The following is a 19607-nucleotide window of genomic DNA, read 5'->3' on the forward strand; positions in this document are numbered from 1 at the left end:
CCTTCCTTCTACTTCCAGTCCTTCAGGAGCTTGCGGTAGGACTCGCCGATCGCCTTGGCGCCGGCGTCCGGGCTGGTCTGGCCGGTGAGCACCTTGGTGTACTCGACCTTGACCGGCTCGAAGAGGCTGCCGCCCTCGGGGATCCAGGGGCGCTCGACCGCCTTCTCGACGACGGGCTTGAAGAAGCCGATCATCTCGTTGGTGGCGACGTCCGGCTTGGTGTAGACGGACTGACGCGTCGGCAGGAGGCTGAGCTCCTTCGCGATCGTCGTCTGGCTCTCGACCGAGGTCATGTACTCGGCGAAGGCGTAGGACGCGTCGAGGTTCTTGGAGCCCGCGTAGACGGCGAGGTTGTGACCGCCCTGCGGGGCGCCCTGGCCGGCGGAACCGGCCGGGACCGGGGCGATGCCCAGGTTCGCCTTGTCGGCGAACTCCTTGCCGGCGAAGGTGTCGGCGACGGCCCACGGGCCGTTGATCATCATCGCGACCTTGCCGTCCTTGAAGGACGCCTGCATGTTGTCCCAGCCGTTGGTGGCGTCGGTGATCGCCGCCTTGGAGTCGACCAGGTCCTTCACCGTGGCGAGGGCCTTCACACCGGCGGGGTCGTCGATGGTGATCGACTTCTTCTCGGCGTCGACGAGGTTGCCGCCCTCGCCGTACAGGAAGGAGAGGAACCAGTACGGGTCGTCGCCGCGCAGGTACAGGCCGGTCTTGCCGGTCTTCTGCTTGATCTTGGCGGAGACGGTCTTGAGCTCGGCGATGGTCTTGGGGACCTCGACGCCGGCCTCCTTGAAGATCTTCTTGTTGTAGAAGATGCCCATGGAGTCGATGACCTGCGGGACCGCGTAGGTCTTGCCCTTGTACTGGGTGGAGGCGGAGGCCTGCTTCAGGAAGTCGTCCGCGCCCTTGAGGGCCGGGGTGCCGTCGAGCGGGGCGAGGTAGCCGAGGTCGGCGAACTCGGGGGTCCAGGCGACCTCGGAGCGGATGACGTCGGGGGCGCCGGAGCCGGACTGCGCGGCGTTCTTGAACTTGTTCTGCGCCTCACCGAACGGCACGTTCACGTACTTGACGGTGACCTTCGGGTGCTTCTTCTTGAAGTCCTCGGCGACCTTCTTGAAGACCTTGTCCTCGGAACCGACCGTGGAGGTGTCCCACCAGGTCACGGTGCCGGAGAGCTCACCCGAGCTCTTCGAGCCGCCGTCCGAACCGCCGTCACTACCGCACGCCGCCAGGGTCACGCCCAGGGCCGCGACCAGCGCGGTGGCCGCTATGCCACGCCGCATGTGAACTCCTTCGAAGATCCCGGGGGGACGAGGGGCTGGAACCTTCCTCATGCGACCGCTCCCTCGCGGCGCTCCGGGTTGCCAGGAACGTAACAGGGATGAAAACGAGCCGAAAGACCTTGCGGGAACTTTCTGCAAGGACCGGGGATCGTTACATCCACGTGTCCCTAAGGTTGCCGTCGAATCGCTTGACACCAGCTGACACACGCCCCTCACGCGCCGTACGGGCCCGCGCGCACGCCCCGATCACGCCACGCGCGCCCCGCAAAACCTGCAAGACCTTGCGGAGTGGCTTGCATCACCCGTACCTGACCCGTGCGGTGGGCAATACGCCCCGTGACCGGTACAGTCCATCCCCATGACCGCGCGGCTCTCCGACATCGCAGCCCAGGCGGGGGTCAGTGAGGCCACAGTCAGCCGCGTGCTCAACGGCAAGCCCGGTGTGGCCGGGGCCACCCGTGAATCCGTCCTTGCCGCGCTCGACGTGCTCGGCTACGAGCGGCCCGTACGACTGCGCCAGCGCAGCGCGGGACTCGTCGGCCTCATCACCCCCGAACTGGACAACCCGATCTTCCCCGCGCTCGCGCAGGTCATCGGACAGGCCCTGACCCGACAGGGGTACACCCCGGTACTCGCCACCCAGACCCCCGGCGGGTCCACCGAGGACGAGCTCACCGACATGCTGGTGGAGCGGGGCGTCGCCGGCATCATCTTCGTCTCCGGACTGCACGCCGACACCACCGCCGACATGACGCGCTACGACCAGCTGCGCGGCAAGGGTGTCCCGTACGTCCTCCTCAACGGTTTCTCCCCCAAGGTCCAGGCACCCTTCGTCTCCCCCGACGACCGGGCCGCCATGCGGCTCGCGGTGACGCACCTGGCCGCGCTGGGGCACACCAGGATCGGGCTGGCCGTCGGACCGAAGCGGTTCGTGCCGGTGCTCCGCAAGATAGAGGGCTTCCAGAAGGGCATGGAGGAGCGGCTCGGCCTCGGCTTCGAGGAGTCCGAGGCGCTGATCCAGCACTCCCTCTACACCCTGGAGGGCGGCCAGGCCGCCGCCGGGGCGCTGATCTCCCGCGGCTGCACCGCGGTGGTCTGCGCGAGCGACATGATGGCGCTCGGCGCGATCCGGGCCGCACGGCAGCAGGGACTCGACGTCCCCCGGGACGTCTCCGTCGTCGGTTTCGACGACTCTCCCCTCATAGCGTTCACCGATCCGCCGCTGACCACCATCCGGCAGCCCGTGCAGGCGATGGGGCAGGCGGCGGTCCGCGCCCTGCTCGAAGAGGTCGGGGGCACTCCCGCCCCGCACTCCGAGTTCGTCTTCATGCCCGAGCTGGTCGTCCGCGGTTCGACCGCCTCCGCTCCGTCCGCCGTACGAACCTGACCCCGCGCCGACCCCTGGGGCAACCCCCGTACGACCTCATTCCTGAGGTGGACCGGGTGCGCCCCGAACCCGTCCGAGGGATGATCGGTCGGGGGGAAGGGATCTGGCAGACTCTCCTCCTATGGGTGAAACGACCGTGAACAGTTTGGACAACCGGACGACCCCGTCGTCACCCACCATCGTGGCCGACGGCAGGTTCGCGCGCCTGCGTGCGCGCACGCCGCGGCGTCCCACGATCTGGTTCGAGATACTTCTCATCGCGGTGAGCTACTGGACGTACTCGCTCATCCGCAACGCGGTGCCGGAGCAGAAGACCCAGGCGCTCAAGAACGCCGACTGGATCTGGCGCGCGGAGGAGTCCCTCGGCCTGGCCTTCGAGCACGCCGTCAACCATGCCGTGAACTCGGTGACATGGCTGATCGTGTCGATGAACTACTACTACGCGACGTTGCACTTCGTCGTGACCATCGGTGTGCTCGTGTGGCTCTACCGATGGCACCCGGGCCGTTACGCGGCGTTCCGTACCGTTCTGTTCGCCACCACCGGTGTCGCCCTGGTCGGTTACTACCTGTACCCGCTCGCGCCGCCCCGGCTGATGAACGGCCAGGACTTCGTCGACACGGTGCTGGTCCACCACACCTGGGGCTCGATGGCCTCGGGCAACCTCAAGCACGTGTCGAACCAGTACGCGGCGATGCCGTCGATGCACATCGGCTGGTCCCTCTGGTGCGGTGTGACGATCTTCCTGCTCGCCAAGGCGCCCTGGGCGAAGATCCTGGGCCTGCTCTACCCGACGGCGACCCTCGTCGTGATCGTCGCCACCGCGAACCACTTCTGGCTGGACGCGGTCGGCGGCATGATCTGCCTCGCCTTCGGCTTCGCCGTCTCCTACTTCTGGTACGGCTCCCGCCCGCACCGCCTGCCCAAGCTGGTCGAGCCGATGCCCGGCGCGGTGACGCGGAGCGGTCCGCCCCCGAAGGCGGAGGCGGACCGTGAGGACGCCGTCGCGGAGAAGAGCGACTCCGGGCGGTCGGTCAGTTCCGGTAGGTGATCCGGCCGCCGGCGACGGTGAGGCGGATCGGGGCGTTCTCCGTCTCGTCCGCCGGGGCCTCCACCGGGTCCACCGTGAAGGCCGTGAGGTCGGCGCGGTAGCCGGGGGCGATCCGGCCCGCGAGCGCCTCCTCCCCCGCCGCGACCGCCGCGTGCGTGGTCATCCCCTCCAGGGCCATCAGGCCGGTGAGCCCGTGCCGGGCCGAGGCCGCGCCGCGCGGCGCCTGCGCGGTGGCGAGGACCTGGCGGGCGTCGTGGTGGGCGATGGGCCAGTCCGAGCCGAGTGCCAGGTGCGCCCCGGCGTCCCGCAGGTCACGCATGCGCCAGGCGCGGGCCGCCCGCTCCTCGCCGAGCCGCTTGGACCACTCGTCGGTGTGGTCGGCGCGGGTGTACGCGGTGTGCGGGGGCTGCATCGAGGCGACCACGCCGAGTGCGGCGAAGCGCCCCAGCTGGTCGTCGGGGACCGTCTCGATGTGCTCGACGCGATGGCGGGGACCGCCCGTACCCAGGGCTTCCACGGTGTCGAGGACGTGCCGTACGGCGGCGTCGCCGATGGCGTGGGTGGCGGTGCCGACCCCCGCGCGGTGGAGGTGGCGTACGGCGGCCGAGTACGCGGCCGGATCGGGCCAGAAGGCATCGGTGCCGCGGCCGTGGCAGTCGGCGTGTTCCAGCCAGGCGGTGCCGCCCTCGACGGTGCCGTCCATGAAGAACTTCACGCCGCCGATCGCCCACATCCGCCCGGCCCGCCCCTGGAGCCGTACGAGCCCGTCCAGCTCCTCCTCGGTGGCGCCCGGCATGCACCAGGGCGCGAGGCGGAGGCGCAGGGGCAGCTCGCCGTCCTCCTCCAGGGCGGCCAGGAGACCCGGTACGTCGGGTCCGCCGAGGTCCATGACGTGGGCGGAGGCGAGGCCGGTGGCGGCCATGCCGGTGAGCAGGTCGACGAGCCGGTCGCGGCGCTCCGCGTACGGCTGGGTGGGCAGGACCGGGGTCATCAGGTCCATGGCCGCGTGCTCGACGAGATGCCCGGTGGGGCGCCCGTCGGCGTCGCAGACGATCTCGGAGAGCTGGGCGAAGGCGCGGGGCCCTTCGATGCCCGCGGCCTTGAGGGCCGCCGCGCTGGCCAGGGCCGAGTGTCCGTCGTAGAGGCGCAGGTGGGCGGGGGCGCCGCCGAGGACGTCTTCGATCAGGTCGCGGTGGACGGGGCGGCCGCCGAAGACGTTGTGGTCGAGGCCGAAGCCGATGATCCAGCCGTCGTGGCGCTCGGCGTCGCGGAGGGCGGCCCGTAGTCCGTCCAGGTCCCTGACACCGGACAGGTCGGTGCCGGTGAACATCTCCAGGCCCCAGACGGGGTGGCTGTGGGCGTCGGTGAGGCCGGGGGTGAGGGTGGCGCCGCCGAGGTCGACGACCTGGGTGCCGGGGCCGCGCCAGGCGCGGGCGTCGGTGGCGTCGCCGAGGGCGGTGATCAGTCCGTCGCGGACGGCGACAGCGGTGTGGCCGCTCGGTTCGGGGGTACGGACGCGGGCGTCGACGAGGAGGAGGTCGGGGGCGGGGGCTGCGGACACGAGGGGTCGGCTCCTTCGGCGTGCGGCGCGGGGTGCAGGTCGGGGTGCAGGTCGGCGGGCAGGTCGGCGTGCGGCTCTGTGGGCAGGCCGGGGTGCGGCTCGGGGTGCGGGGCGGTGGGCGGTTCTTCGGCGAAGTGGGCGTAGACCTCGGGGCGCGTGCGGCGCAGCCGGTACGCGAGGAGGAGCCCCAGGACGAGGACGGTGGGGACGACCGCGACGAGGACCGTGTTGACGGTCGGGGAGGCGCCGGTGAAGAGCGCGACCTTGGAGGCGACCAGCCAGATCGCCACGGCGAGCAGGGCGGCGGCGGTGACGGGGGCGACGAGGGTGCGCAGGGCGCCCTCCTCGTGCGGGACGCGCCGGAAGTAGCGCACGACGGCGAGGGCGGCGAGCAGCATCAGCGCCATGAGCCCGAGCATCCCGGGGGTGTTCACCCAGAGGAGCAGCTGGGTGTACGGGTCGGCGCCGGCGGCCGCGAAGCCGAGGACGACGGCCGCGCCGAGCACGGTCTGGGCGAGGCCCGCGACGTACGGGGAGCGGTGGCGGGGGTGGATCCGGCCGAGGGCGGCGGGCAGGACGCCCTCCTCGGCGAGGGCGAGGCAGTAGCGGTTGATCGCGTTGTGGAAGGCGAGCAGCGAGGCGATGATGCTGGTCACGATGAACACGTGCATCAGGTCGGCGGCCCAGGGGCCCACGTAGGTGGTGATGGCGGCGAAGAACAGTCCGCCGGTGTCGCCCGCGGCGGCCGCGACGACCTGGTCGTCGCCGAAGGCCTGGATCACGGTCCAGACGACGAAGGCGTAGAACAGGCCGAGGAAGCCGACCGCGATGTAGGTGGCGCGGGGGATGGTGCGGGCGGGGTCGCGGGCCTCGCGGCGGTAGATCACGGTGGATTCGAAGCCGGTGAAGGCCGAGAAGGCGAAGGCCAGGACGGCCGCCGTGCCGGGTACGAGGACGTTGCCGGGGGCGAAGGAGGCGAGGGAGAGCCCCTTCGCGCCGCCCTTGAGGAGCACGCCGCCGGCGAGGAGGACGAGTATGCCGGTCTCGGCGACGAGCAGGACGCCGAGGACCTTGGCGCCGAAGTCGATGGAGCGGTAGCCGCCGTACCAGATGAGCAGCAGGCCGGCGAGGGCGATCGGGAGCCAGGGCAGGTCGACGCCCCACAGGGCGTGGGAGGTGTCGGCGGTGGCGGAGCCGAGGAGTCCGTAGACGCCGATCTCCATGCCGTTGTAGCCGACCATGGCGACCAGGGCGGCGGCGATGCCGAGCGGTTTGCCGAGCCCTTGGGCGATGTACGCGTAGAAGGCGCCGCCGCTGCGGACGTGGCGGCTCATGGTGGTGAAGCCGACGGCGAAGATCGCCAGGGTGATGCCGGCGAGGAGGTAGCCGGCCGGGGCGCCGATGCCGCCGAGGACGAGGGCGATGGGGGCGACACCGGCCATCACGGTGAGCGGTGCGGCGGCGGAGACGACGAAGAAGGAGATGTCCGCGGTGGTGAGGGTGCCGGCGCGCAGGCCTGGTGGCTTGTCGGTGGTGCTGGAGGACATGCGGGGAGAAGCCCTTCTCGTAAACCTAAAGGCTTTCGGTTGGCGCAATGTAGCCTCGTGTCCAACGATTCGGGAAGACCTGAACAGCGGGAGAACGTCCATGGGCCGGCCCCACAAGCCCCTCCTCGACCGTGCGCGCATCACCACCACGGCGCTCGAACTCGTCGACGAGCAGGGCGACTTCAGCGTCCCGCAGATCGCGCGACGGCTCGGGGTGCAGACGGCCTCGGTGTATCACCATGTGGACGGCAGGGACGGCATCGTGGAGCTGCTGCGAGAGCGGGTCTGCGCCGCCATCGACGGCGGCACGCTCGACGGGCAGCCCTGGGACACGGCCTTCGCCGCCTGGGCGCGCTCCTACCGGGCCGCCTTCGCCGCCCATCCGAAGGCGATCCCGCTGCTCACCGGCTCGCCGGTACGCGCCCCGAGGGTCCTTGAGCAGTACGAGCAGGCGGTCGCCCTCCTCCTCGACGCGGGCTTCGCCCTCCCGGACGTCATGCCGGTGATCATCGCCCTGGAGAACCTGGTCCTGGGCTCGGCCCTCGACATGGCCGCCCCGGAGGCGATGTGGGAGCTGGCCGACGACACGTCGACCCCACGCCTCGCCCGGGCCCTGGCCGCCTTCCCCGAGGGAGGCCGCACCGACACCGCCTTCGAACTGGCCCTGGCCGGCTATCTGGCCCACATACGGGGCCTGCCGGACGAGGAGTAGGCGCCGGACCGTCAGGGGTGTGGGGCCTACGCCCCGTAGAACAGCTCCTCGACGACGGCCCTGGCCCGGCGGGTGATCCGCCGGTAGTCGTCGACCATCTCGCCGACATGGCCGGACTCGTACCCCAAGTACCGTCCCACCGCCGCGAGTTCGCGCGGGTCCGAGGGGAAGGTGTCGCCGGGCCGGCCGCGGACCAGCATCACCGCGTTGCGGACGCGGGTGGCGAGGACCCACGCCTCGTCCAGGGTCTGCGCCTCCTCCGTCGGGATGAGGCCGGCCGCGTGGGCCGCGCCGAGCGCCTCGCGGGTACGGGTCGTCCGCAGCCCCGGCTCCACCCAGCCGTGCCGCATCTGGATCAGCTGGACCGTCCACTCCACGTCGCTCAGCCCGCCGCGCCCCAGCTTGGCGTGGAGCGTCGGGTCGGCGCCGCGCGGCAGCCGCTCGGACTCCATCCGGGCCTTGAGGCGGCGGATCTCACGGACCGCGTCCTCGCCGAGGCCCTCGGCGGGATAGCGCAGCGGGTCGACGAGTTCGATGAAGCGGTCCGCCAACTCGCGGTCGCCCGCCATGGGTTCGGCGCGGAGCAGCGCCTGGCTCTCCCAGACGAGGGACCAGCGGTGGTAGTAGGCGGCGTACGACTTCAGCGTTCGGACCAGGGGGCCGCTCTTGCCCTCCGGCCGCAGGTCGGCGTCGATCAGCAACGGCGGGTCGGTGGTGGGGAGTTGGAGGAGCCTCCGCATCTCGGCGACCACCCGGTTGGCGGCCCTGGTCGCCTCCTGCTCGTCGACTCCCTCACGCGGCTCGTGCACGAACAGGACGTCGGCGTCGGAGCCGTAGCCCAGCTCGTGGCCTCCGAAGCGGCCCATGCCGATGACCGCGAACCGGGTGGGCAGTTCGTCGCCCCACTCGGCGCGGACGGCGGCCCGCAGGGCGCCCGCGATCGTCGCCGCGTTGAGGTCGGTGACGGCCTCCCCCACCCGGTCGACGAGTGCGCCCGGGTCGGGTTCGCGGGGGCTGTCCTCGGTGCCGTACGAGCCGATGAGATCGGCCGCGGCAGTACGGAACAGCTCCCTGCGGCGCACCCCCCGGGCCGCCGCGACGGCCTGTTCGGCGTCGTCCGCGCGGCCCACCGCCGCCAGCACCTCCTGCTGCAGATGGTCCAGGCCGCGCGGCTTCAGGCCCTCCGGGTCGCCGAGCAGCGCGACCGCCTCGGGGGCGCGCAGCAGCAGGTCGGGGGTGAGGCGCCCGGCGGAGAGCACCCGGGCGAGGTTCTCGGCGGCGGCGCCCTCGTCGCGGAGCAGCCGCAGGTACCAGGGGGTCTTGCCGAGGGCGTCGGAGACCTTGCGGAAGCCGAGCAGGCCGGCGTCCGGATCGGCCGAGTCGGCGAACCAGCCGAGCAGCACCGGGAGCAGCGTCCGCTGGATCGCGGCCTTGCGGCTGACCCCGGAGGCCAGCGCCTCCAGGTGGCGCAGGGCGGCGGCGGGGTCCTCGTAACCGAGTGCTTCGAGCCGCTGTCCGGCGGCCTTCGGGCTGAGCCGGATCTCGCCGGGGGCCAGCTGGGCGACCGCGTCGAGCAGCGGCCGGTAGAAGAGCTTCTCGTGGAGGCGTCGAACGACGGCCGCGTGTCGCTTCCACTCCTTGTTCAGCTCGGCGACCGGGTCGGTGCGCAGTCCGAGCGAGCGGCCGAGGCGGCGCAGGTCGGCCTCGTCCTCGGGGACGAGGTGGGTGCGGCGCAGCCGGTACAGCTGGATGCGGTGCTCCATGGCCCGCAGGAAGCGGTAGGCCTCGTCGAGCTGGGCGGCGTCGGCGCGGCCGACGTAGCCGCCGGCGGCGAGGGCGGCGAGCGCGTCGAGGGTGGTGCCGCTGTGCAGTCCCGCGTCGCTGCGGCCGTGCACGAGCTGGAGGAGCTGGACGGCGAACTCGACGTCCCGGAGGCCGCCGGGGCCGAGCTTCAGCTCGCGTTCGACCTGGGCGGCCGGGATGTTGTCGACGACGCGGCGGCGCATCTTCTGCACGTCGGGGACGAAGTTCTCGCGCTCGGCGGCCTGCCAGACCAGCGGGGAGACGGCATCGATGTAGTGGGCGCCGAGCTCCGGGTCGCCGGCCACCGCGCGGGCCTTCAGCAGTGCCTGGAACTCCCAGGTCTTCGCCCAGCGCTGGTAGTACGCGAGGTGGGAGGAGAGCGTACGGACGAGGGGGCCGTTGCGGCCCTCGGGGCGCAGGTTGGCGTCGACCGGCCAGATCGTGCCCTCGACGGTGGTCTCCGAGCAGATCCGCATCAGGTGCGAGGCCAGCCGGGTCGCGGCCTGCAGGGCCTTCCCCTCGTCGGCGCCCTCGACCGGCTCCCCCACGAAGATCACGTCCACGTCGGAGACGTAGTTGAGCTCGTGGCCGCCGCACTTGCCCATCGCGATCACGGCGAGCCGGCACATGGCGGCGTCGACGGGCGCGGCGGTCCGGGCGATGGCGAGCGCGGCGCGCAGGGTCGCCGTCGCCAGGTCGGCGAGCTCGGCGGCGGTCTCGGCGACATCGGTCGTGCCGCACACGTCTCGGGCCGCTATGGCGAGCAGGCACCGGCGGTAGGCGACCCGCAGCGACACCGCATCGACGGCCTCGGCGAGCCCCTGCTCGAACTCGGCGACCCCCGGGTGCAGGTCGACCGCCTCGTAGGTGACGAGGGACTCCCAGTCGCGCGGGTGCTTGGCCAGGTGGTCGGCGAGTGCCTCGGAGGCGCCGAGCACCCCGAGGAGACGGTCCCGGAACGGCTTGGCGGCGAGGAGGGTGGCCGTGAACGTCTGCCGCTCGGTCTCGGGCTGCGCCTCGACCAGGCGGACGAGACCGCGCAGGGCGAGGTCGGGGTCGGCGGTGGCGCCGAGGGCGTCGAGGAGGACGGGGTCCCCGCGCAGGGCGGACAGCTCGGGCACGTCGAGCAGCCGCTCGGCCCCGGAGGGATCGGTGAATCCGTGCCGCAGCAGACGTGAGAACGTACTGCTCCTGCGTCCCGGAACCGTCATTCCGCCGCTCCCTCCGAGCAGGTCCGCCTCGGGGTCCGCCCCAGGGCTCGTCCCGGGGTCGAACCCGGGCGGATCGAGCCTATCCGCAGCGGTGGACGGGGGCGCTCAGGCCTTCGGTTCGAAGCGGATCAAACGTGACGTCCCGCACATCAATGGCTTTTCGGGCCCGATGAACCGTATTCCTTGAAAGTCCGTCTTGCTGGGGGCGGACCCCCTCCGCCTGCCCGAACCGTCGAACGACCTTGCCGAAAGCGCGCCTGCCGACCATGCCCGTACGCCTCCGCCGTCGCCTCACCCTGTCCCGCCGCAGGACCGCCTCCACGGCGGTCACGACCGTCCTGGTGGGCTGCACCTTCGCCGGACTCCTCTCGGTGACGGGGGTGTCCACGCCGTCGACGGCCCACGCGGCACCGGAGGCGAAGACTCCGGCGGCGACGCGGGGGACGAAGGCCCCGGCGGGGGCACCGGAGACGCAGACCCTCACGCCCATGGAGCAGGCGCCTCTCGGGACCGGGGCGCCCACGTCCGCTCAGGGCGCGGCGAAGCCCGACCGGGGCGCGAAGTCCGCCACCTCGGTCATGCAGATCGTGGCGCACCCGGACGACGACCTGTTCTTCATGAACCCGGACATCTCCCAGACCATCCGCTCCGCCACCCCCCTGACCGCGGTCTACCTGACGGCCGGCGAGTCGGACGGTGTCAACGCGCGCCCCCGCGACGCCGCCGCCGCCACGGCCGACAAGGCGGGCTACGCCGAGGCCCGGCAGAACGGCATACGCGCGGCGTACTCCGAGATGGCCACCGGCAGCCGGACCAGCCCCTGGGACCGCGTCGCGATACCCACGGCCGGCGGCGGCATGGCCGAGATGGACACGCTGCGCGCGCACCCGCAGGTCAAGCTGGTGTGGCTGCAGATACGCGAGGCGGGTTCGACCAACCAGTACCGCCCGCACAGCCTGAACGGCCTCTGGCACGGCCGGACAGCCGCGCTGGAGTCGCAGCGCTCGGCCGGCACCCCGGTCGCCGTCGACTTCAGGTACACCAAGGACGAGGTCGTGGCGACGATCGCGGGGCTGCTCGACCGGTTCCGGCCGACCTTCGTCCGGATGCAGGACCCGAGCCCGGGCACGGACCCGAAGACCGGGAAGATCCGCGACCACCAGGACCACCTGTACGGGGCGAGGTTCACCCAGGCCGCACTCGCCCGGTACACGGAGGTGCCCGGGCATCCGCACGTCGGCGTGCAGAACTACCTCGGCTACCCCACCAGCGTCCTGCCCCACACGCTCGACCCCGAGACGGCGGGCGCGAAGCTGAAGACCCTGAAGACCTACGCCTGGCTGGACGGGGTCAACGACTGCGGGACCGCGGCGGGCTGCGGTGATCTGAAGGTGGCCGCGCGGCCCGCCGGCCGCGGCTGGACCGCGACCGTGCGGTACGCCCGGGGCACCTCCACCTCCTGGGTGCAGCGCGACCGGGACGGCGGGCTGCACGCCTTCTCCGTACTCGACGGACAGCTCGCGGCCTGGCGGAAGCCGGCCGGCGGCGGCGCGTGGAGCGGCCCGACGCTGCTGCCCGGCGGTGGCATGGACACCGGGGTCACCTCGGTGACGCTGCCCGACGGCCGGATCGCGGTCTACGGCACCCGGACGGTGCTCGCGGGCGGCCCGGCCGGCTACCGCCGCGAGGTCGTGACCACCGAGCAGGCGGCGCCCGGCGGTGCCTTCGGCCTGTGGCGCTCCCTCGGAACCCCCGAGAGGAACGACGCGACCGGCACCTCGGACATCAGCGCTCCCGCGGTGACCGTGGGCGCCGACGGCCGGGCGACCCTGGTCCTGCGGGACAGCCTGCGCCGCCTGACCGCCCGCGACCAGGGCGCGAACGGCGGCTGGGGGCCGTGGCGGCTGCTCGGCGGCGCGGACGTGGTCGGCGATCCGGTCGCGGCGACGGACGGCCAGGGCCGGGGGTACGTCTTCGCGAGCACCGTGAAGACCGTCCTCGTCTGGGCGCAGCACCTCCCCGGCGGGCCGCTCACGGGTCCGGCCCTGACCGGACTCCCGCCGACGACGCTCGCCCTGAGCGCGAGCGCGGCGCCGAACGGCGACGGCGTACGGCTCTGGTTCCGCAAGCCGGCCTCCGGCGATCTGCGCAGCGCCGACTTCTCGGGCATGAGCCCGGTCTCCCCGGTCACGGAGCTGCCGGGCGGCGTGGCCGGCTTCGGCCCGGTGAGCGGCGGCGACGGGCTCCTCGCGGTCCGGTCCCGTACGGGCTTCCTGGCGACGGCACCGCACGGCAGGACCGGGGCGGCGGGGCCGGCGTGGAAGCTGGAGAAGTTCCTGTTCGCGGGGGCGCCGGACGCGGGAACGGACGGGGTGGCGGCGATCGGCCTGGACGGACGGCTGCACTGGACACCCGCGGGCCGATGAGTTCCGCGGGCCGGGCAGGTCGTTACCTGTGAACGCAGGCGACCGACGCAGGCGACGAAGGGAACGGCGATGACCCGGCACACCCCGCAGACCCCGCAGACCGCCCTCGATCCCCGGTACAGCGACGGCAAGGCGGGACCGGTGCCCTGGTCCGAGGCCGAGGCGCGGCTCACGGCGGCCGAGGTCTTCTGGCTGACGACCGTACGGCCCGACGGCCGCCCGCACGTGACCCCGCTGATCGCGGTCTGGGCGGAGGGCGCGCTCCACTTCTGCACGGGCCCGGACGAGCGCAAGGCCCGCAATCTGACGGAGAACCGGTCGGTGGTCCTGACGACGGGCACGCCCACGCTCGGCGAGGGGTTCGACGTGGTCGTCGAGGGAGACGCGGCCCCGGTGACGGACGAGGACCGGCTGCAGGCGCTGGCGGAGGCGTACGTGAAGAAGTACGGCGAGGACTGGCGTTTCGAGGTGCGCGACGGAGCGTTCCGGGGCGACGGTGGTACGGCCCTGGTGTTCGCGGTCGCGCCTCGCACGGCCTTCGGCTTCGCCAAGGGCGAGCCCTTCGGTCAGACCCGCTGGCGTTTCTGAGGAGACCCGAACCCATGAACTGGACACTGGAAGTCGTGCCGGTCCCTGTCACCGACATGGACCGGGCGAAGGAGTTCTACGCCGAGAAGTGCGGCTTCACCGTCGACCTGGACGACGAGATGGCGCCGGGCACGCGCATCGTCCAGCTGACGCCGCCGGGCTCGCGCTGTTCGCTCGCCCTGCTGAGCGGGATGCCGCCGATGCCGGGTACGAAGGAGATGGCGCCCGGCACCCTCCAGGGCCTCCAGTTCTGCGTGACGGACATCGAGGCGGCCCGTGCGGAGTTCATCGGGCGCGGAGTGGAGGTCTCGGCGATCCAGCACGTCGGCGAGAAGGGCTGGGAGGCCGGCAAGGGCGGCACGTGGAACGCCTTCATGACCTTCGAGGACCCGGACGGCAACGGCTGGATGGTCCAGGAGGCACCGTCGGAGCTCTCGGAACGCTGACGGCCGCCACGTCCTCCGGCGTCCAGTGCCCCGCCGCGCCGGGCCGGGAAGCGAGATAGTCGGCCACCTCGGCGGGCCGCCACGCCCCGGCCTCGTGGAGCCCTGCCGCGAGGTGCCGCAGATAGGCGGCGGAGGGCGGGCGGAGTCCGTCTTCCGTCGGCATCGGCCAGGGCGAGGTGAAGGTGAGCACGGGGACGCCGTCGATGTGCCCCGGGCAGACGAGGGTCTCGTACCGTCCCTGGCCGAGCGTGCAGCGGCCGGTGGCGAGGACCTCGGCGAGATCGAGGTCGGCACCCGGCTCGCGGTACATCTCCTGTGCGGCGATGTCGGAGAACTGTCCGGCGGTCAGCAGGTGCGCGACACCCCACGCGGTGCCGTCCGCATCCGGGTCGTAGAACGCCAGGCCCCCGGTCCACACGGCCGACTCGGTCGCGAAGTACACCTGGCCGTCCAGCTCGACGGCCACGGACCGGTCGGGGCCCCGCGGGTCCCGGCACCCGGGCAACTCCCGCGCACCCCCGGCCGGCCGGCCTCCGGCGAGATACCAACCGAGTCGTTCGGCATGCATGTTGGACCCGTAGGCGGCGTACCAGACACGGGGACGGGGTTCCGGCATGGAACCCGACGCTAGCGCGGACGGACCGTCACTCCTAGAACCCCAGATAGAAGTGCCGGAGCTGCTCGTCCTCCGCCACGCACGGCATCCCGGCGGCCTCCATCACCCGATGGGACGCCGGATTGTCCAGGTCGGCGTCGCCCTTCACGCCGGACACACCGGCCCGCCGGGCGATCTCGATGAGCGCGCGGAGCGCCTCGGAGGCGTACCGATTGCCCCGCGCGGCAGGCACGAGCCCGTACCCCACGGTGACGACCCCGCTCTCGTCGGGCGGCCCGTGGAACCCGATCCCCCCGACGGTGACCCCGCTCTCCGCGAGCCGTATCGCGTACGGCCGGAACACCCCCGGGTCGCCGCGCTCGGCGACTCCCCGCAGAAACCCGGTGGCCGAGCGGACGTCCCCGTCACCGGGATACCCCTCGCCCCACAGCTCCCCCGCCCCGGACTCCCGGGCGACGATGCCCTCGGCGTCGGCAACGGTCAACGGCTGGAGCAGGAGCCGCTCGGTGGCGACGGATTCGATCTTCACCGGGGCAGTCTGAACGGACCGACCGCCCCGGGCAACGGATTATCCGCGCGTGAACGGGCAGGCACCAGGCGGCTGCCCGGTGCCCGCCCAAGGGCTCACACGCTCCAGGTCCCCAGAAGCAGGCCGTGCCCGGCACGGGCAAACGCGGTGAACTTCATGGTCCTCTGCAATCGATAAGGGAGAATCCGGCGTTGGCCGGAAATCGCCGCTCATGATCGCATACGTTTCCGACCCAACTGATCTTCTGCAGCGCCCACTTGGGCCGTGACGCAGCACGCGGGACCACCACGTCGACGGAACCAATTCCTCCGCTTTTCTCCCGAGCGGGCCCTCGTGAGCACGACCCCATCCGAAGCCCTCGTCCGCGCGACACGACTCAGGGCCGACGGTTCACCACCGTCGGCCCTGATCGTCAGCTCTGAGCTGTACCCGTCCCGCCTTTCGGCTACAGCACCGGGAGGTTCTTACGGAGCTCGAAGGCCGTGACCTCGCTCCGGTACTCCTCCCACTCCTGCTTCTTGTTGCGGAGGAAGAAGTCGAAGACGTGCTCGCCCAGGGTCTCCGCGACCAGTTCGCTCTTCTCCATCAGGGCGATCGCCTCTCCCAGGTTCTGCGGGAGCGGTTCGATGCCCATCGCGCGGCGCTCCGCGTCGGAGAGGGCCCAGACGTCGTCGTCGGCGCCGGCCGGGAGTTCGTAGCCCTCTTCGATGCCCTTGAGGCCGGCGGCGAGGAGGACCGCGTACGTCAGGTACGGGTTGGCGCCCGAGTCGATGGAGCGGACCTCGACGCGGGAGGAGCCCGTCTTGCCCGGCTTGTACATGGGGACGCGGATAAGGGCGGAGCGGTTGTTGTGACCCCAGCAGATGTACGAAGGGGCCTCGCCGCCCGAGCCGGCGGTGCGGGACGAGCCGCCCCAGATGCGCTTGTACGAGTTGACCCACTGGTTGGTCACCGCGGAGATCTCGCCCGCGTGCTTCAGCAGGCCCGCGATGAAGGAGCGGCCGACCTTCGACAGCTGGTACTCGGCGCCCGACTCGTAGAACGCGTTCCGGTCGCCCTCGAAGAGCGACAGGTGGGTGTGCATGCCCGAGCCCGGGTAGTCCGAGAACGGCTTCGGCATGAACGTCGCCTGGACGCCCTGCTCCAGCGCCACCTGCTTCATCACCAGACGGAAGGTCATGATGTTGTCCGCCGTGGAGAGGGCGTCGGCGTAGCGGAGGTCGATCTCCTGCTGGCCCGGTGCGCCCTCGTGGTGGCTGAACTCCACCGAGATGCCCATCGATTCGAGCATCGTGATCGCCTGGCGGCGGAAGTCCATCCCCACGTTCTGCGGGGTGTGGTCGAAGTAGCCCGAGTTGTCCGCCGGGGTCGGGCGGGTGCCGTCGAGCGGCTTGTCCTTGAGGAGGAAGAACTCGATCTCGGGGTGGGTGTAGAAGGTGAAGCCCAGGTCCGAGGTCTTGGCCAGCGCCCGCTTCAGGACGTAGCGCGGGTCCGCGAACGACGGCGAACCGTCGGGCATGAGGATGTCGCAGAACATCCGGGCCGTGCCCGGCGCCTCGGCACGCCACGGCAGGATCTGGAAGGTCCCCGGGTCCGGTTTGGCGATCATGTCCGACTCGTACACGCGGGCGAAGCCCTCGATCGCGGAGCCGTCGAAACCGATGCCCTCGTCAAAGGCCTGCTCGAGCTCGGCGGGCGCCACGGCCACCGACTTGAGGAAGCCGAGCACGTCGGTGAACCACAGACGTACGAAGCGGATGTCGCGCTCCTCAAGCGTACGGAGCACAAATTCCTGCTGCTTGTCCATTTCCACACCCATCCTCGCTGGTCAGGCCGCCTGCTCCCACCGCCTTGGGCAACATCGGGGGGCACCTGAGCATCCCACCACATGGTTTCGCGCACGTTGCACACCCATACTGCCTGCTCCGGTGTGACTCAGGTAACGCGGGAAGGGCGGCGTCCGGGTGGCCGTTCGCCCCTCCGCTGCCCGCCCGCCGGTACCGAGTGGTACCCCGTTCGGCCCACAGAGGCCCCGCGCCCACTACGATCTGCGCCCATGGGGGCCACACGGCTCGTACGCCCGTCCCAGCACGCGCGTCCCATGGCACTGGTGAGTGCCGTGGCGACGCTCCTCGGCGCGCTCTTCTTCTGTCTGGGGGCCGGGCCCGACGGTCATCACGAGGCCGGTCCGCCCTCCGGCTCGCGGGCGACCGCCACGGGAACGACCAGCACCGTCGTCGTCGAGTACATCTGCCCGTACGACCGCGGCGGCTGCTCCCTCTTCCCCTCCCTCTCCCCGGCGGTGCTCAGCGCGCCCCCGCTCGACCCGCCGCTGCAGGTGGCCGACGGCCTTCCGCGTCTCGACCCGCCGTCCGGTGACGGCCCCGCGCGCCGCTCCGGCGCCGGGCCGCGCGCGCCGGATCTGCACGTCCTTCAAGTTCTTCGGACATAGCGGCGGCGGGCGTCCCCCGCCCCCGCTTGTCCACCCCCGAACTCCACCCCATCCCTGAAGAAGGACGACATCACCATGGCCGCCAAGACCTCCTCCAACGCCGACCGCCGCGCCCGAATAGAGGAGATGCGCCGCGCCGAGCAGGCCCGTGAGCGCCGCAGCCGCCTCATCACGATCGGCGTCTCGGGCGTCGTCGTCCTCGGCCTCGTCGGCTTCGGCACCTTCGTGCTGATGAAGAAGTCCGACGAGCAGGACAAGAAGGACGCCGCCGCGAAGGCCCCCATCGCCGCCGAGAAGTCCTGGGACGCCAAGAAGCTCGGCCGCAACCACGTCGAGACGGCCGTGAAGTACGACATGAAGCCGCCGGTGGGCGGTGACCACAACCCGGTCTGGATGAACTGCGACGGCGTGGTCTACAAGAAGGCCCTCGCCGAGGTGAACGCCGTGCACTCGTTGGAGCACGGCGCCGTCTGGGTGACGTACAACAAGAAGGCCGCCGCCGACGACGTCAAGAAGCTCGAGGCCAAGGTCGGCAAGACCAAGTACACGCTGATGAGCCCCGTGGACGACCAGGCCGGTGCCATCATGCTGTCCGCCTGGGGCAAGCAGGTCACCGTGGACAACGCGAGCGACCCCCGCATCGACGCCTTCTTCACCAAGTACGTCCAGGGTCCGCAGACCCCCGAGCCCGGTGCGGCCTGCACCGGCGGCCTCGCCCAGTGACCGGCGACGAGGACCTGCTGCCGGCCCCGGCGCGGCGCCCGAACCGGACGCAGTGGGCGGCGATCACCGCCGTCGCGCTCGCGCTGCTGTTCGCCGGGGGCGCCCTCACCGTCGCCTCCGCCGAGCGCGAGGAGGCGCCGCGTACGCCGTCCTCGCTCTCCGCGGACGCCGGTTTCGCCCGGGACATGGCCGTCCACCACCAGCAGGCCGTCGAGATGTCGTTCATCGTCCGGGACCGCACCCAGGACGAGGAGGTGCGCCGTCTCGCGTACGACATCGCCAACACCCAGGCCAACCAGCGGGGCATGATGCTCGGCTGGCTCGACCTGTGGGGACTGCCCAAGATCGAGTCCGGCGTCGAGCCGATGACCTGGATGGGCATGGGTTCCGGTGACAGCGGCCCGCTCGACGGGGCGCTCATGCCGGGCATGGCGACCAACGCCCAGCTGGACGAGTTGCGCAAGGCCGACGGCCGCGAGGCCGAGGTCCTGTACCTGAAGCTCATGACCGAGCACCACAGGGGCGGGGTCCACATGGCCGAGGGCTGTGTCCAGAAGTGCTCGGTGGACATCGAGCGCAATCTCGCGCAGGGCATGGTCGACGCCCAGAAGTCCGAGATGCTGCTGATGGCGGACATGCTCAAGAAGCGTGGCGCCTGACGACTCCGGTCGGTGACCTGTCGGCCCCCGTGACCCGCCGCGGTCGCGGGGGCCGTGTCGTGCGCCGACAAGTCGCGGCGGTCGGCCCGTGAGCCGACAATGGGTGGGCTCGGGGACGTACGTGTGACCACGTTCGACGAAAGGTACGCACCCCATGACCACGGCGAAGGACATCATGCACCCCGGGGCCCAGTGGATCCCGGCACACGAGACGCTCGACCGCGCCGCGCAGATGATGCGCAACCTGAACGTGGGCGCGCTGCCCATCGCCGACGAGAACGAGCGGCTCTGCGGCATCATCACGGACCGCGACATCGTGGTCGGCTGTGTGGCCATGGGCCACGACCCCTCGAAGATCACGTGCGGTGAGATGTCCAAGGGCACCCCGCGCTGGGTCGAGTCGGGTGCCGACGTGGGCGCCGTCCTGGAGGAGATGCAGGGCCATCAGATACGGCGGCTGCCCGTCATCGAGGAGAAGCGGCTCGTGGGCATGATCAGCGAGGCCGATCTGGCCCAGCATCTGTCGGACGAGCAGCTCAAGGGATTCTGCGAGAGCGTCTACGCGCCTTCCTGACCGGAACGACCGGAGCGACCGGAACGGCCTGATCGACCG

Annotated in this window: 17 protein-coding genes; 10 read left to right on the forward strand and 7 right to left on the reverse strand. The window is 71.5% G+C overall.

The window, feature by feature from the left end; genetic code table 11:
- Positions 1-8: 8 nt before the first annotated feature.
- Positions 9-1283: an extracellular solute-binding protein gene (locus tag OG514_RS04740; RefSeq protein ID WP_266891144.1), complete on the reverse strand. Its 1275-nt coding sequence runs from the start codon at positions 1281-1283 to the stop codon at positions 9-11.
- A 358-nt stretch (positions 1284-1641) separates the two neighbouring features.
- Between OG514_RS04740 and OG514_RS04745 the strand changes: the two genes are divergently transcribed.
- The gene (locus OG514_RS04745; RefSeq protein WP_266891146.1) at positions 1642-2670 is read left to right on the forward strand and encodes a LacI family DNA-binding transcriptional regulator; all 1029 of its coding nucleotides are present in this window, start codon (positions 1642-1644) and stop codon (positions 2668-2670) included.
- Positions 2671-2791: 121 nt separating this feature from the next.
- Entirely contained in the window at positions 2792-3721 is a 930-nt protein-coding gene (locus OG514_RS04750; RefSeq protein WP_266891148.1) for a phosphatase PAP2 family protein, read from the forward strand.
- Here the strand turns inward: OG514_RS04750 and OG514_RS04755 are convergent.
- Together OG514_RS04755 and OG514_RS04760 are read right to left on the reverse strand one after the other, a co-directional pair.
- Positions 3705-5282 (reverse strand): amidohydrolase, encoded by a 1578-nt coding sequence (locus tag OG514_RS04755; protein WP_266891149.1) that lies wholly within the window; start codon positions 5280-5282, stop codon positions 3705-3707. The genes OG514_RS04750 and OG514_RS04755 overlap by 17 nt on opposite strands.
- Positions 5183-6829 (reverse strand): amino acid permease, encoded by a 1647-nt coding sequence (locus OG514_RS04760; RefSeq protein WP_266891151.1) that lies wholly within the window; start codon positions 6827-6829, stop codon positions 5183-5185. The genes OG514_RS04755 and OG514_RS04760 overlap by 100 nt, the downstream gene beginning before the upstream one ends.
- Positions 6830-6929: 100 nt before the next feature.
- Between OG514_RS04760 and OG514_RS04765 the strand changes: the two genes are divergently transcribed.
- Positions 6930-7541, forward strand: coding sequence for a TetR/AcrR family transcriptional regulator (locus OG514_RS04765; protein ID WP_266891153.1), 612 nt, complete (start codon positions 6930-6932; stop codon positions 7539-7541).
- Between the two features lie 26 nt (positions 7542-7567).
- Here the strand turns inward: OG514_RS04765 and OG514_RS04770 are convergent, their stop codons facing one another.
- The gene (locus OG514_RS04770; RefSeq protein ID WP_266891155.1) at positions 7568-10555 is read right to left on the reverse strand and encodes a bifunctional [glutamine synthetase] adenylyltransferase/[glutamine synthetase]-adenylyl-L-tyrosine phosphorylase; all 2988 of its coding nucleotides are present in this window, start codon (positions 10553-10555) and stop codon (positions 7568-7570) included.
- Between the two features lie 266 nt (positions 10556-10821).
- Here OG514_RS04770 and OG514_RS04775 point away from each other — a divergent pair, with 266 nt between their 5' ends.
- From OG514_RS04775 to OG514_RS04785, 3 genes are all read left to right on the forward strand, one after another.
- Positions 10822-12981: a PIG-L family deacetylase gene (locus tag OG514_RS04775; protein ID WP_266891157.1), complete on the forward strand. Its 2160-nt coding sequence runs from the start codon at positions 10822-10824 to the stop codon at positions 12979-12981.
- A gap of 69 nt (positions 12982-13050) precedes the next feature.
- Positions 13051-13569 carry a pyridoxamine 5'-phosphate oxidase family protein gene (locus tag OG514_RS04780; RefSeq protein WP_266891159.1) on the forward strand — a complete coding sequence of 173 codons (519 nt, stop codon included), beginning with the start codon at positions 13051-13053 and terminating at the stop codon, positions 13567-13569.
- A 14-nt stretch (positions 13570-13583) separates the two neighbouring features.
- Complete coding sequence (locus tag OG514_RS04785) at positions 13584-14015, forward strand: VOC family protein (protein ID WP_266891161.1); 432 nt, start codon at positions 13584-13586, stop codon at positions 14013-14015.
- Here OG514_RS04785 and OG514_RS04790 read toward each other — a convergent pair.
- From OG514_RS04790 to OG514_RS04800, 3 genes are all read right to left on the reverse strand, one after another.
- The gene (locus OG514_RS04790; RefSeq protein WP_266891163.1) at positions 13942-14631 is read right to left on the reverse strand and encodes a histone deacetylase; all 690 of its coding nucleotides are present in this window, start codon (positions 14629-14631) and stop codon (positions 13942-13944) included. The genes OG514_RS04785 and OG514_RS04790 overlap by 74 nt on opposite strands.
- 34 nt (positions 14632-14665) lie before the next feature.
- On the reverse strand, positions 14666-15160 hold the full coding sequence (locus tag OG514_RS04795; RefSeq protein ID WP_266891165.1) for a GNAT family N-acetyltransferase: 495 nt from the start codon (positions 15158-15160) through the stop codon (positions 14666-14668).
- Between the two features lie 445 nt (positions 15161-15605).
- A complete protein-coding gene (locus OG514_RS04800; RefSeq protein ID WP_015033133.1) occupies positions 15606-16967 on the reverse strand; it encodes a glutamine synthetase family protein in 1362 nt (453 codons plus the stop codon).
- A gap of 249 nt (positions 16968-17216) precedes the next feature.
- Here OG514_RS04800 and OG514_RS04805 point away from each other — a divergent pair, with 249 nt between their 5' ends.
- The 4 genes from OG514_RS04805 to OG514_RS04820 all read left to right on the forward strand — a co-directional run bounded on the left by OG514_RS04805 (position 17217) and on the right by OG514_RS04820 (position 19568).
- Positions 17217-17612: a hypothetical protein gene (locus tag OG514_RS04805; RefSeq protein WP_266891171.1), complete on the forward strand. Its 396-nt coding sequence runs from the start codon at positions 17217-17219 to the stop codon at positions 17610-17612.
- Between the two features lie 75 nt (positions 17613-17687).
- A complete protein-coding gene (locus tag OG514_RS04810) occupies positions 17688-18335 on the forward strand; it encodes a DUF3105 domain-containing protein (protein ID WP_266891173.1) in 648 nt (215 codons plus the stop codon).
- Complete coding sequence (locus tag OG514_RS04815) at positions 18332-18994, forward strand: DUF305 domain-containing protein (protein ID WP_266891175.1); 663 nt, start codon at positions 18332-18334, stop codon at positions 18992-18994. The genes OG514_RS04810 and OG514_RS04815 overlap by 4 nt, the downstream gene beginning before the upstream one ends.
- Positions 18995-19148: 154 nt before the next feature.
- On the forward strand, positions 19149-19568 hold the full coding sequence (locus OG514_RS04820; RefSeq protein ID WP_266891177.1) for a CBS domain-containing protein: 420 nt from the start codon (positions 19149-19151) through the stop codon (positions 19566-19568).
- Positions 19569-19607: the final 39 nt, after the last annotated feature.

The organism is Streptomyces sp. NBC_00572 (genome assembly GCF_026341815.1).
Classification (GTDB): Bacteria; Actinomycetota; Actinomycetes; order Streptomycetales; family Streptomycetaceae; genus Streptomyces.

Coding starts and splice junctions, on each gene's coding strand:
- OG514_RS04740 (WP_266891144.1), bottom strand. CDS start 1,283: ATGCGGCGTGGCATAGCGGCCACCGCGCTGGTCGCGGCCCTGGGCGTG.
- OG514_RS04745 (WP_266891146.1), top strand. CDS start 1,642: ATGACCGCGCGGCTCTCCGACATCGCAGCCCAGGCGGGGGTCAGTGAG.
- OG514_RS04750 (WP_266891148.1), top strand. CDS start 2,792: ATGGGTGAAACGACCGTGAACAGTTTGGACAACCGGACGACCCCGTCG.
- OG514_RS04760 (WP_266891151.1), bottom strand. CDS start 6,829: ATGTCCTCCAGCACCACCGACAAGCCACCAGGCCTGCGCGCCGGCACC.
- OG514_RS04765 (WP_266891153.1), top strand. CDS start 6,930: ATGGGCCGGCCCCACAAGCCCCTCCTCGACCGTGCGCGCATCACCACC.
- OG514_RS04770 (WP_266891155.1), bottom strand. CDS start 10,555: ATGACGGTTCCGGGACGCAGGAGCAGTACGTTCTCACGTCTGCTGCGG.
- OG514_RS04775 (WP_266891157.1), top strand. CDS start 10,822: ATGCCCGTACGCCTCCGCCGTCGCCTCACCCTGTCCCGCCGCAGGACC.
- OG514_RS04780 (WP_266891159.1), top strand. CDS start 13,051: ATGACCCGGCACACCCCGCAGACCCCGCAGACCGCCCTCGATCCCCGG.
- OG514_RS04785 (WP_266891161.1), top strand. CDS start 13,584: ATGAACTGGACACTGGAAGTCGTGCCGGTCCCTGTCACCGACATGGAC.
- OG514_RS04790 (WP_266891163.1), bottom strand. CDS start 14,631: ATGCCGGAACCCCGTCCCCGTGTCTGGTACGCCGCCTACGGGTCCAAC.
- OG514_RS04800 (WP_015033133.1), bottom strand. CDS start 16,967: ATGGACAAGCAGCAGGAATTTGTGCTCCGTACGCTTGAGGAGCGCGAC.
- OG514_RS04805 (WP_266891171.1), top strand. CDS start 17,217: ATGGGGGCCACACGGCTCGTACGCCCGTCCCAGCACGCGCGTCCCATG.
- OG514_RS04810 (WP_266891173.1), top strand. CDS start 17,688: ATGGCCGCCAAGACCTCCTCCAACGCCGACCGCCGCGCCCGAATAGAG.
- OG514_RS04820 (WP_266891177.1), top strand. CDS start 19,149: ATGACCACGGCGAAGGACATCATGCACCCCGGGGCCCAGTGGATCCCG.